Origin of the sequence: Streptomyces sp. NPDC002467, assembly GCF_042889825.1 — a bacterium.
Classification (GTDB): domain Bacteria; phylum Actinomycetota; class Actinomycetes; order Streptomycetales; family Streptomycetaceae; genus Streptomyces.
On record NZ_JBIARJ010000009.1, the window covers coordinates 18918 to 31463 of the forward strand.

The window sequence follows — 12546 nt, forward strand, 5'->3', positions numbered from 1 at the left end:
GCGCCTCAAACGCCGGCGAGGCCGGATTTCCGCCCGGCAGGGCAATTTCAGCCCGTCCGGGGTTTGAGGACCGGGTCCGGGCGGAGCCCCGCGGAACGGAGGAAGGGCGGGTAGGGGACGGCCCCGCGCAGCGGCCCTCCCTCGGACAGAGGCCGGGCCCCGGCCAGGGCAACGGCCTCGCCCGGCAGGTCGACGGACGGAGTCCGGCGCAGCGGCGCGAAGCCGGGGAGGCGCCCCGGCGCCGAGACGTGCGAGCGGCGCGTCAGGAGGGCGTGCGGCGGAACATTCGGGTGGCCGTGATCTCGCCGTGGATCGGCTCCGACTCCGGGGACTGCTGGGGCAGGCCCGGGCGGAGGTGTTCCTCCACGCTGATGTACTTCAGGCCCGCCCTCAGGTCCGCGTCGTTGCGCAGCCGGATGACCAGGGGGAACTCCGCCAGGGCCGTGGTGTCGAACAGGCCCGTCGTGTACAGGAGCTGGACGCCGAGGGCGTCCGAGACCGCCCGCTGGAGCTCCAGCAGGTACGTGGCATTGGCGCGGCCGATCGGGTTGTCGAGGAACAGCGTGCCCGCGTGGCGGTGCTTGTCGCGGCCGCGGTCGTTGCTGCGGAGGGCCGCCATCGTGCAGTAGAGCGCGATGGCGGCGGTGAGCAGCTGGCCGCCGGAGAAGACGTCGCCCATCTGGCCGACCGGGACGCGTTCGGCTCGCAGGACGGCGTCCGGCTTGAGGATCTCGACCGCGATGCCCTTGGGTTCGAGGGCCGCCTGCACGCCCCGCAGCAGCAGGGACATGCCGTCGCGGCGGCCTTCGCCGAAGGAGGCGGTGCTGTTCTTCTTCAGCGCCGAGCGGGTCGCCTCGTCGATCACCTCGCCGAGCCGCTCGGTGAGGGTGGCCTGGTCGGGCTCCTCGAAGCGGATCCGCAGGAACTCCTGGCCGGACCATTCCCCGAGGCCTTCGGGGAGTTGGGACAGGCGCTGGGCGGAGCGGAGGGTGGCCAGGGCCGACTCGACGAGGCCCCGCAGGCGGTCGACGATGCTGTCGCGGTTGCGCTCCAGCTGCGCCAGCTCGTCCGTGAGGACGCGGAGCCGGGGTGCGAAGGCCGCGGCCCAGGCCGCCGCGTGCTCGGGCAGCGCGGAGGCGGGCAGTTCGCGGATCTGCTGGCGCGCGGGGGTGCGTACCTGCTCGTAGCGGGTGGCGTTGGCGTGCCGGACCAGGATGTCGCTCGCCTCGCGCACCGCGGCTTCGGCGGCCGAGAGGTCGGCCGCGCAGCCCCGCAGGGAGCGCCTGGCCTCGGCGGCCGACTGGCGGGCCTCCTCCAGGGTGCCGGGGTGCGGGGCCGGTTCCTGCTCGTCGTCCTGGTGGGCGTGGTCGCGCAGCAGGTCCCGCAGGAGGGCGGCGGTCTCGTCGAAGCCACCGGCGCCGTCCTCGGCGGTGCGGTGGGCGCGCAGCAGGTCCGCGTGGGCGGCCCGGGCGGCCTCCACGGCGGCGCTGTGAGCTGCGTGCTGGGCGGTGGCGGTCCGCAGCAGGGCCACCGCCTGTTCGACGTCCTCGGGGACGAGCTCGTCGGGGAGGTCGGTGTGCGCCTCGCCGTCGGCCGGGGCGTGCCGTTCGGCCTCGCCGCGCAGTCGGCCCAGCTGCTCGCTGGCGGCGGACGCCCGGGACTCCAGCATCTGTACGAGGGCCTCGGCGCGGGCCGCCGCCGCCTGGCGGGAGGGGCCGTCGGCGCCGTCGGTGCCTTCGAGGAGCTGGGCGGCGCGGGTGCGGACCTTGTTGGTGAGGCGGTCGAGCTCGGCGAGGGCGGCGCTCTCGTCGCTCTCGGCGCGGGCCTGTTCGGCCCGCAGGTCGGCGCCGACGCCCACCTTCTCGTAGAGCTGCGAGGCGGCGCGGTAGGCCTCGCGGAGGTCGGGGAGGGGGGCCTTGCGGGTGCCGTCGTCCTCGGGGAGGGGGTCGGGGGCGCCGGCGATCTCGGCGCGTTCCGCCCGCAGGGCGCGGGCGGTGCGGCGGGCGTCGTCGGCGGCGCGCTGGGCGGCGCGGCGGTCCTCGTCCGCGGCGCGGGCGCGGTCCAGGCAGACCTCGGCGCGCGCTTCGGACTCGGCCGAGTCGTCCGCGAGTTCACGCAGCCGGGCCTGCCAACCGGCGCGCTCGCGCAGGCGGAACGCGAGGCCCGCGAGGGCGTCGGCGGCGCGGCGGGCGCGCTGGGCGGTGTCCTGGCGCTCGTCGCGTACGCGGGTGGTGTCGGCGGCGGCCTCGTCGGCTTCGGCGCGTACGGTACGGGCCTCCGCGAGTTCGGCGTCGGTCTCCTCGGCGAACGCCCGGGCGGCCTCGGCGTGCCGGGCGAGCTCGGCGAGCCGGCCGATCGGGCAGCCGGTGCGCCAGGAGCCGAGGCGCGCGGCGAGTTCACGGTCGCCGGACAGCCGGGCGGCGAGGGCGCGGATCTCGGTGTCGCGGGCGGTGGCGCGGGCGCGCAGCGCCTGGCGCTCCTCGTCGGCGGCGTGCTCGTCGTGCATGGCCGGGTTCGGCGGGACGAGGAAGACCCCGGTGTCGGCGCCGTCGGTGGGCGGTACGGGTGCCAGCAGGGCGGCGGCGGTGCCGACGGCGACGGTGGAGCGGGGCAGCAGGGCCGCGGCGGAGAGGACCTCGCGGGCCCGCCCGTGGGTGTCGGGGTCGGTGATGACGACGCCGTCGACGAGTTCGGGGCGGGCGGCGAGGACGGCGGCGTGGTCGGCCGGGTCCACGGACTGGGCGAGGTAGCGCCAGCCCGGCAGGGCCGGGATGCCGTGTTCGCCGAGGTACTCGACCGTGGCGAGGACGTCGGGGCCGGGCGGCAGCAACCCTCCGTCGCCGAGGGCGCCGAGGATGCGGGCGTCGTCGGCGGCGGCGGTGCGGAGTTCGAACAGGTGGCGTTCGGCGGAGGCGACCCCGTCGGTCAGCAGGCGGTGGAGGTCCTCGGCGTTCCGGTCGAGGTCCTCGGCGGTGAGCCGTCCGGCGGTGGCGGGGTCGGCCGGGGCATCCGCGGCGCGGGCGTCCCCGGCTTCGGCGGAGGTGGAGCCGGAGACGGGGGCGGGGGCCGCGTCCGGGCCCGACGGGAGGCCGAGGAGTTCGGCAAGGCGGGGCGATTCGGCGAGGGAGGCGGCGGCCCGGTGTTCGGCGGCGTGGGCGGCCTCGGCCGCGTCGGCGGCGTCCGCCGCTCGGGCGGCGGTGAGTTCGGCGCGGGATTCCGCGGCGGCGGCCTCCCGGGCGCCTTCGCCGGCGGTGCGGGCTGCCTCGCGGGACTCGTCCCAGGCGGCCACCGCGGTCTTCTCGGCGTCGGCCGCGGCGAGGGCCGCGCGGGCCGGGTCGGCGTCGGGGGCGGAGTCGTCGAGCCAGCCGGCGCGGACGGCCTCGGCGGTCTCCTGCTCGACCTCGGCGAGCCGCGAGCGCAGGTGTTCGGCCTCGCTGCGGGCCCGCTGCGCGGCGGTGGCGGCGGCGGTGGCGTCACGGTGGGCGGCCTCGCCGACGGCCTGGAGCTCGGCGGAACGCTCCTCCTCCTCGTTCGCGGCCCGCTCGCCCTGTTCGGCGGCCGTGTGCAGGGCCCGTACCAACTCGGCCGCGGCGGTCGCGCGGGCGGCCAGCGCCGGGGCCGCGTCCCGTTCGGCCTCCAGGATCGCGGAGGCGACCCGGGCGGAGCGGTCGGCGGCGGCGCGGTGGCGCAGCACGCTCTCGGCCGCCTGCCAGGCGGAGTGCAGCGTACGGGCGTCGAGGAGTTCGCGGCGCCCGGCGGCGGCGGCCTTGTCGGCGACGGTGAGGGCCAGCGAGGCGTGCCGGTAGGCGAGTTCGGCGGAGACGGCGGCGCTGCGGGCGCGGGCGGACTCGGCGGCGGTGACCTCGTGGGCGGCGCCGGTGACCCGCTGGGCGAGTTCGGCGGCCCGGCCGCGTTCCTCGGCGGCGCGGGCGGAGAGCCGCCGCGCGAGGGTGCGCGTACGGCGTTCGGCGCCGGCGTGGACGTCGCGCAGCCGGGTGCGGGTCTCGGCGGCTTCGACGATGCGGGTGAGCAGGTCCACCGAGCCCGCGGTGAAGTCCCGTTCGGCCATCAGCTCGGCGCGGCGGCCCAGCTTGTTGCCGAAGCCGTGGACGAGGTCGGCGAGGCCGTCGGTGTCGCGGGTGTCGGTGACGGCCCGCAGCAGCAGGTCGGTGAAGTCGGAGTCCTTCTTGACCGCGAAGAGGCCGGCGGCCTCGCCCTCGTCGGCGTTCATCTCGCGCTGGTAGCGGAAGAGTTCGGGGTCGAGGCCGAGCTCGGTGAGGTGCTCGTTCCAGCGGTCGTGGATCTCCTCCCAGGAGACCTCCAGGTGCGGGTACGCCTTGCCGGCCTCGGTGAGGGCGTCGCGGAAGCCCTTCATGGTGCGGCGGCGGCCCTGGGCGCCGGAGGCCCCTTCGACGGGCGGGCGCACGGCGGTGGCCTCGGCGACGGGCAGGTTGTCGAGGCTGAGGCCGGGGCCGGGGCGGAAGGAGTACCAGGCCTCGGCGAACTTGCGGGGGTCGTTGGAGACCTGGCGGCCGCGCCATTCGCTGACCTTGCCGACGACCACGCATTCGCCGGTCTGGGTGTGCTGCCATTCCAGGGCGACGTGGCCGCAGTCTTCGGCGAGCAGGAACTTGCGCAGGACGCCCGAGCTGGCGCCGCCGAGGGTGTTGCGGTGGCCGGGGAGCATCACCGAGAAGATCAGCTTGAGCAGGACCGACTTGCCGCCGCCGTTCTCCAGGAACAGCACGCCGGCGGGCGCGGGGCGGCGCGGCGGCCCGGTGGGCTCGTCCTCGAAGAACTCCGCCTGCGTCGGCGCCGGGTGGGGCACCGGCTCGCCGACTCCGCGCAGGTCGAGCACGGTGTCGGCGTACCGTGCGCCGGCGGGCCCGATGGAGTAGAGGCGGATCCGGGACAGCTCGTACATGGCGGCGGACTCTCGTTGTTTCTCGGTGGGTCTCAGTACGTACGTACGGGGCGGGTGGCTCAGGCGTGGAACGGCAGGCCGGCGTCGGCCGCCAGGTCCAGGTCGTCGCCCTCGGGCGGCGGCAGGAGGGTGGCGGAGCCGTCGCTGACGGGGACCACGCCGAGTTCCAGGAGCTCGGCCATGGCCGCGCTGCCCGCCATGTCGCGGACCTGGAGCTGGTAGCGGGGGGTGGTGCGGTAGGTGCCGCCGGCCTCGTCGCCGGTGCGCTGGAGGAAGCCGGAGTCGGTGAGGAAGGCTGCGGCCTTGCCGACGATGCCGGTGGTGGAACCGGCGAGGCGTCGGGCGTCCTTGGTGGCGCCGGTCGCGCTGCGGCGGACGTACACGCGCCAGGCGGCCTCCAGGCCGGGGGCGTCGGTGGCCGGGTCGGTGTTCTCGCCGAGCTCCTCGGCGCGCTCTTCGAGGCGTCGGCAGGTCTGCCGCACGAAGGCGTCGACCCCGTTGACGGTGATGCGGCCGATGTAGGCGTCGTCGGCGAGGTCCTCGGGGCGCGGGAAGGCGAGGGCGGCGACGGCGAGGTGGGCGAGGCCGTGCAGGAAGCGGTCGGCGGAGTCGGCGGCGGTACGGCGGGCGTAGTCGCCCATGCGGACGGCGAAGACGGAGTCCTCGCCGGCCGCGACCGCCATGCCGGCGCGGGTGGACACCTCCAGGACGACGAGGCCGAGGCCGGTGGCGACGGCGTCCGCGAGACGGCCGAAGGCGGTGTCCTCGCGGTAGCGGCGCAGCAGTTCGGCGTACTCGGCGTCGCGGGCGGGCAGCAGCTTGGGCTGCAGCCCGAAGGCGACGAGGCGGGCCGCGTCGGCGGCGTCGGCCGGGGTGACGCCGCCCGTGGGGGCGGGCGCGGGCGCGACGGGAGCCGACGGCACGTCGGTCTCGCTCCACGGGGTGTGCCGCTCGCTCCACGCGGGGTGCTCGGCGTGGTTGTCGCTCACGGGTACGTCTCCTCGGCGGTACGGATGCTGATGGCGGTGCGGGTGGTGGCGGCAGTGCGGGTGATGCCGGCGTTGCGGGTGGCGGCGGTGCGGGTCACGCCGCCTCCGTGCGGTCGGCGGCCATGCCGGCGGCGTCCAGGAGGGCCGTGCCCACGATGAGGTCGGCGCCGCCGAACTCGGGGTCGTCCAGCTGGGTCCCGTCGTCGACGGCGAAGAGCAGCCGCTCCTCGCCCTGGCGGTACGCGGTGCCGACGGCGGGGCTCGCCGCGTGGACGGCCAACAGGGCCACCAGGTACGGGAGGTCCGGGTCGCTGCGGCGGGCCTCCGCCAGCAGGCCGGACAGCCGGCGCGGCGCGTCGTGCGGCAGGTCCAGGAGCCGTGTCGCGGCGGCGAGCTGCTCCTCGCTGAAGCGGCTGTCGTCCGGGGTGGCGATCAGGTCGGGCTCGGGCATCTCCAGGCCGAGGTGCTCCCGCTCGACGGGCGGGGTCAGCAGGATGTCGACGAGGTCGGCGACCCGTACCGAGACGGGGGTGCGCAGACCGGCCCCGGAGGCGAAGAAGGCGTCGGTGACCCGGCGGGCCCCGGACACCGGCAGCGGCAGGATCGGGGCGACGAGCTGCCCGTACAGGTCGATGCCGGAGCGCGGCGCGGGCGCGGCGAAGGCCTGGCGGTCCTGCTCGGCGCGGAAGAGCGGTCCGGCGTCCAGCAGCCGGGACTGGAGCTGGGTGTGGCGCCGGATGCAGTCCTTGACGATGTCGACGAGCTCGGCGGCGCGCCGCTTGTTGTCGGGTTCCTCCGCCTCGTCGCGCGCCTTGCGGATGTTGGTGAGGATCGCGTTCTCGTGGCGGTAGCGGTCGGCGACGTGGTCGAGGGCCTCCTCGATCATGTCGGGCACGGACTGGAGCCAGTCCACCGCCCGGACGTTGCGCCGCGTCGCGTCCAGCGTGCGGCGCAGGGTCTCGGCGTACTGCACGGTGCGGTACCGGGCCTGCTCGGCGGCGAGTTGGGCGTCGGCCAGCCTGCCCCGGCTGATCAGCACCTCCAGCTTCACCTCGGCGGCGATCTGTGCGCTGGTGACATCGGTGTCGAGGGCGCCGACGAGTACGTTGACCGCCTCGTCCGTCGTGCGCAGGTAGACCGTGCCGCCGTGCCCGGGGACCTCTTCGATCAGCTTGAAGTCGTAGTCGCGGCGCACGTAGACGCCGTCCGCGCCGAAGGTGCCGTAGATCGCGCGGAAGCCGCGGTCGACGCTGCCGACGTTGATCAGGTTCTCCAGCACCCAGCGGGCCACCCGCTCGTGCTCGGCCGCCGGGCGCGCCGGGGCCTGTGCGGCGACGCGCGGCAGCAGGCGGGCCACTATCTGCTCGTGGTCGGCGCCCGTGTCGAAGTCCATGTTCAGCGTGACCAGGTCGATCGCGGAGAGCGCCACCTCGGCCATGGCGTAGACCCCGTACTCGCCGGCCAGATTGGCCTTGCGCACGTCGAGGTCGTGGAGCGGGGCGGTGCAGGCGAGGGCGCGCAGTCGCCGGGCCAGGCCCTCGTCGGCGGCCGGGCCCGGCGCCGGGGACGGAAGGGTCTTCGCCGGGGCTGGGAGAGTCACGGACAAAGACTAGGCGCTGACCCTGACAACATCCCAAACGCGGGGGTTCGGCCGGATCGTTCTGATCGTTCCGCCGGTTCCGCCCGTTCCGCCGGTTCCGCCCGCTCGGATCGTCCGGAGCTGCCCGCCGGGCGGCCTGCTCTACCCTCGGCGCATGGCTTCCATGATCGCATCCGCTGCCGTGATCGACCTCAACGCCGATCTGGGCGAGGGTTTCGGGCGCTGGACGCTCACCGACGACGAGGCCCTGCTGTCCGTCGTGACGAGCGCCAACGTCGCCTGCGGCTTCCACGCCGGGGACCCGTCCATCATGCGCCGGGTCTGCGAGCTGGCCGCGGCCCGGGGCGTACGGATCGGCGCCCAGGTCTCCTACCGCGACCTGGCCGGCTTCGGCAGGCGTTCCATGGACGTGCCGCCCGGCGAACTCGCCGACGAGGTGGCCTACCAGATCGGGGCGCTGGAGGTGTTCGCGCGGGCGGCCGGCTCCCGGGTGTCGTACGTGAAACCGCACGGTGCGCTCTACAACCGCACCGTGTACGACGCCGACCAGGCGGCCGCCGTGGTCGCCGGGGTCCGGCTCGCCGCCGGGGCCGGGGCGACCGGGGGCCTGCCGGTGCTGGGGCTGCCCGGGTCACTGCTCCTCGGCGCCGCCGAGGAGGCCGGGCTGACGCCCGTGGCCGAGGCGTTCGCCGACCGCTCCTACACGCCCGCCGGGACGCTGGTGCCGCGCGGCGAGCCGGGGGCCGTGGTCCACGACCCGGACGCGGTGGTGGAGCGGGCCGTGCGGATGGCGGCCGAGAGGACGGTACGGGCCGCCGACGGCTCCCCCGTGCCCGTGGCGGCCCGCTCGCTGTGCCTGCACGGGGACACCCCGGGGGCCGCCGGGCTGGCCCTGCGGGTCCGCGACGCGCTGGGCGCGGCAGGGGTGCGGGTGGAGGCCTTCGCGTGAGGAGCCTGGTGGTGGGCGACGGGGCGCTGCTGATCGAGCTGGATTCGGCGGCGGAGGTCGCCGCGCTCCACGCCGAGCTGCTGCGCCGCCGGGAGGCGGGCGAGCTGGGGCCCGTGCGGGAGGTCGTCCCCGCGGCGCGGACCGTGCTGCTGGACGGCGTACGGGATCCGGCCGCGCTCGGCGCCCGGATCGCGCGCTGGGAGGTGCCGCCGCTCGCGCCCTCGCAGGGCCCGCTGGTCACGGTGGAGGTGCGGTACGACGGCCCGGACCTGGCGGAGGTGGCCCGGCTGTGGGGGGTGGCTCCCGGGGAGGTGCCGGGGATCGTCGGGGCCACCGAGTTCCGGGTGGCCTTCTGCGGGTTCGCGCCGGGCTTCGGCTATCTGACGGGCCTGCCGGAACGGTTCCACCCGCCCCGGAGGGACACGCCCCGGCAGTCCGTCCCGGCGGGCTCGCTGGCGCTGGCCGGCGAGTACGCGGGGGTGTACCCGCGCTCCTCCCCCGGCGGCTGGCAGCTGATCGGCTCCACGGAGGCGGTGCTCTGGGACCCGGAGCGGGATCCGGCGGCCCTGTTCGCGCCGGGGGTACGGGTGCGGTTCACGGAGGCGGACGGATGAGCGGGCTGCTGGTGATCCGGCCGGGGGCGCTGACCACGGTCCAGGACCGGGGCCGCCCGGGCCACGCGCACCTGGGCGTCCCCCGCTCGGGCGCGCTGGACACGGCCGCGCACGCGCTGGCCAACCGGCTGCTGGGCAACCCGGCGGGCGCGGCCGCGCTGGAGACCACCCTGGACGGGGTCGCCCTGCGGGCCCTCGCCCCGACGACGGTGGCGGTCACGGGCGCGCCGTGTTCCGTACGGGTCTCGGGGCGCCCGGTGGCCTGGGGGGCGCCGGTGCGGCTGGCGTCGGGGGCGGAGCTGGAGGTGGGCCGGGCGGAGTCCGGGCTGCGCAGCTACGTCGCGGTGCGGGGCGGGCTGGCCGTCGCACCGGTCCTGGGCAGCCGCTCGACGGACCTGCTGTCGGGGCTGGGCCCGCCCGTCCTGACGGCGGGGACCGTGCTGCCGGTGGGCTCGGCGGGCCCGGTACCGGCGGTCGGCGCGGACGCCTGCGGGCTGCCGGGGGCCCCTTCGGAGCTGTTGCTGCCGCTGCGGCTCGGGCCGCGGGCCGACTGGTTCACCGCCGGCTCGGTGGCCGGGTTGTGGCGGGCGGTGTTCCGCGTGTCGGCGATGTCCAACCGGATCGGGCTGCGCACGGAGGCCGGTTCCCCGCTGGTGCGGGCGCGTGCCGGTGAGCTGCCGAGCGAGGGGATGGTGCTGGGGGCGGTGCAGGTCCCGCCGGACGGCCTGCCGGTGGTCTTCCTGGCCGACCATCCGGTGACGGGCGGCTACCCGGTGGTCGGCGTGGTCCCGCCGGGCCCTTCCCTGGACGCGGCGGCCCAGGCCCGTCCGGGTACCGCGGTGCGCTTCACCAGGGGGTGACGAGACGCCGGGGGCTCCTGTGGTCGAGCAGCCGATGCGCGGATCCGGGCCAGCCCGGGCCCCACGTCACGATCGACGCCCGCGGGACGCGACCTCCCGAGGGCGCCCCACCGGCCGAGCACCGGTCACCGCTTTCGTCCACGCACGTCCCCCGTCCGTGGACCCGCTGGTCCATGGCGTGCTACACGGCCGACTCCGGGGCGATGCGGCTGCGGACGGCGGACTGGACGTCCTCCTCCTCCGCCGGGTCCGCCGCCAGGCGGCGCAGGCGGGGGGCGACCCGGGCGTCGGCCGTCTCGGCGTGGAGGGCCGCCACCTCGCGGGTGGTCTCCTCGCAGTCCCACAGGCATTCGACGGCGAAGCCCGCCGCGAAGGTGGGGTCCGTGCTGGCCAGGGCCCGGGCGGCGCGGCCGCGCAGGTGGGACGAGGCGGTCTCGCGGTAGACGTGACGCAGCACGGGGGCCGCGCAGCCGATGGCGAGCCGGCCGGCGCCGTCCAGCAGGGCGAAGAGCCGCTGGGTGTCGGGGCCCGAGCCCCGGACGGTGGAGCGGAGGGCGCCCAGGACCAGTCCGGCGTCCTCGGCGTCGCCGCGGGCGGCCAGGACGGCCCCTGCCGCCGCTCCCAGCGCGTCCGGGCGGTGGACCCAACGCCGGGCGCGTTCGACGGCCGCGGGGCCGCACATGCGCTCGTAGGCGGCCACGGCCGGTTCGTCCGCGGCGGCTTCGATGAGGTCCAGCACGGCCGGGTTCTCCGGCTCGGCGAGGACCAGGTGGTGCAGGGCGGTGGCCCTGGCGGCTTCGCCCTGCCGGCCGGCGGCGGCCTCGAAGACGGCGGGGCGGTCCTCGGGCTGGGCCACGGCGGCCAGGCAGCGGGCCGCGGGCACGTGCAGCGGCGTGCCGCGGCGCAGGCCGTCGGCGGCCCATTCGAAGACCGCCTGGACGCCCCAGCCCGGACGGGGCCCGCTTGGGGTCATCTGTCGCTGCCAGCGGTCGAAGGAGCCCTGCTGACGGGCGGCGCGCAAGCGGTCCCCGTACAGCGGCGACTCCTCCCAAAGGCACCACGGCCTGGGCTCGTACGCGTCGCGGACGGCGGCGGCCAGCCGCGCCTCGCCCTCCGCCGTGGCGGGGAAGCGGGCGAGGACGGACGCGCCGAGCGAGCGCAGTCCCTCGTCGTCGTCGCGCAGGGCGAGCTCGTCGAGGGCCCAGGCCCAGTTCGCCCCGGAGTGGGCGTAACGGCGCAGCAGCATGAGCGCGTCGTCACGGCCGTACGAGGCCAGGTGGCCGAGCACGGACAGGGCGAGGCCGGTCCTGTGGTCCTCGTCGTCGACGAGGTCGTCGGCGCTGAAGAGGTGGCTCTCGATCTCGGCGAGGGGGCCGTCGAGATCCAGGTAGAGCCTGGCGTAGTACAGGGAGCGGTTCTCGACCTGCCAGTCCTGCCGCGGATCGCGGAGCACGCACTGGTTCAGGGCCGCGAGGGCCTCGGCCCTGGGCGCCGCGAGCGCGTGCAGCGTGCCGTCGCCGCGGCCGCGCTGGAGGAGCCCGAGCAGGGTACCGCTCGGCGCTATGACTGGTTCGAACATGGGAATGGCCTCAAATCAAGCTGGGGACGCAACCGGGAATCGTGATTCACAGAGCCGCGTAACAGCATGTGAGGGCGTTCGCCGTCGTGTTCCGCTCGATGTAGACCATTGTCTTCTCACTCTCGTCGGTGCTTCGTGACCATGGCGGCCGGACTCGGCCGGGACACCCTTCGCGTCATGCCGTCCTGCCCGTCCCCCGTGCTCGCGAATCGAATCCGACGCCATGATGACCCAGCCGGTTTGTGCACCGCGACCACATTTACGGCTGCCGTGATCAACCCGTGAGGTCCGTACCGGTCGGCACGCGGCAAAAAAGCGGACTACTCGGCTCCGAAGAGTTCCAGCAGGTCGGCCTTGCCGAACATGCGCGCCGTGTCCACGGCGGAGGGGGTTCCGGCGTTCGGGTCGGCCCCGCCCGCGAGCAGCGCGCGGATGACGTCCTCCTCGCCCTTGAAGACGGCGCCGGCGAGCGGGGTCTGGCCGCGGTCGTTGGCACGGTCGGCCTCGGCTCCGCGGGCCAGCAGGGTCGCGACGGTCTCGGCGTGGCCGTGGTAGGCGGCGAGCATGACGAGGGTGTCCCCGCGGTCGTTGGTGAGGTTCGCCGGGACGCCCGCTTCGAGGTACGCGGTGAGCTGCGCGGCCTCACCCTGACGGGCGAGGTCGAAGATCTTGGTGGCCAGTTCGATGACGTCCTCGTCGGGCGCGTCGGGGGAGGTTCCTCCGGTGTGCTCGCTCATGGTGCGTACCGCCTTTCACTCGCTGCTGGCATGAAGCTTCCCCGGGCCGTGCGGGCAGGGGGGCGCACGGCGCTGCGTCCGTACGGGTGAATCGTCAGGGTAGCGCCCGGACCTGCACACGTACGGCTCGGGCCGAGGCGATGATCACCCTCGACCCCATTCCTCCCGGACGCGCCAGCCGGGATGAGCCGGTCAAGTGAAAAACCCGCAGATTCACCCGTATGCACCTTTTGTCGCATTGATACTTCCTGTGAGCCTGGGACAACTGATGGTGACTGTCCCCACCCACCAGGA

The 12546-nt window shown here is 75.8% G+C and carries 8 protein-coding genes; 3 read left to right on the forward strand and 5 right to left on the reverse strand.

What is annotated here, in order from left to right; all coding sequences use genetic code 11:
- Positions 1–262: 262 nt before the first annotated feature.
- The 3 genes from ACFYYJ_RS19660 to ACFYYJ_RS19670 form a co-directional block, all read right to left on the reverse strand.
- Positions 263–4924, reverse strand: coding sequence for a hypothetical protein (locus tag ACFYYJ_RS19660; protein ID WP_389134052.1), 4662 nt, complete (start codon positions 4922–4924; stop codon positions 263–265).
- A gap of 59 nt (positions 4925–4983) precedes the next feature.
- Entirely contained in the window at positions 4984–5913 is a 930-nt protein-coding gene (locus ACFYYJ_RS19665) for a hypothetical protein (protein WP_385129779.1), read from the reverse strand.
- Between the two features lie 94 nt (positions 5914–6007).
- Entirely contained in the window at positions 6008–7513 is a 1506-nt protein-coding gene (locus ACFYYJ_RS19670; protein WP_389134054.1) for a hypothetical protein, read from the reverse strand.
- Positions 7514–7694: 181 nt separating this feature from the next.
- Here ACFYYJ_RS19670 and ACFYYJ_RS19675 point away from each other — a divergent pair, with 181 nt between their 5' ends.
- Genes ACFYYJ_RS19675 through ACFYYJ_RS19685 form a run of 3 tightly spaced genes read left to right on the forward strand, consistent with a single transcriptional unit; the run spans position 7695 to position 9936 of the window.
- Positions 7695–8462 carry a LamB/YcsF family protein gene (locus tag ACFYYJ_RS19675; protein WP_389134410.1) on the forward strand — a complete coding sequence of 256 codons (768 nt, stop codon included), beginning with the start codon at positions 7695–7697 and terminating at the stop codon, positions 8460–8462.
- Positions 8459–9076, forward strand: coding sequence for an allophanate hydrolase subunit 1 (locus ACFYYJ_RS19680; protein WP_389134057.1), 618 nt, complete (start codon positions 8459–8461; stop codon positions 9074–9076). The genes ACFYYJ_RS19675 and ACFYYJ_RS19680 overlap by 4 nt, the downstream gene beginning before the upstream one ends.
- Positions 9073–9936 (forward strand): biotin-dependent carboxyltransferase family protein, encoded by an 864-nt coding sequence (locus ACFYYJ_RS19685; protein ID WP_389134059.1) that lies wholly within the window; start codon positions 9073–9075, stop codon positions 9934–9936. Before ACFYYJ_RS19680 ends, ACFYYJ_RS19685 begins: the two co-directional genes overlap by 4 nt.
- Positions 9937–10117: 181 nt before the next feature.
- Here ACFYYJ_RS19685 and ACFYYJ_RS19690 read toward each other — a convergent pair whose 3' ends face one another.
- Positions 10118–11515 (reverse strand): HEAT repeat domain-containing protein, encoded by a 1398-nt coding sequence (locus tag ACFYYJ_RS19690; protein ID WP_389134062.1) that lies wholly within the window; start codon positions 11513–11515, stop codon positions 10118–10120.
- A 320-nt stretch (positions 11516–11835) separates the two neighbouring features.
- The gene (locus tag ACFYYJ_RS19695; protein WP_385129785.1) at positions 11836–12252 is read right to left on the reverse strand and encodes an ankyrin repeat domain-containing protein; all 417 of its coding nucleotides are present in this window, start codon (positions 12250–12252) and stop codon (positions 11836–11838) included.
- Positions 12253–12546 lie beyond the last annotated feature (294 nt).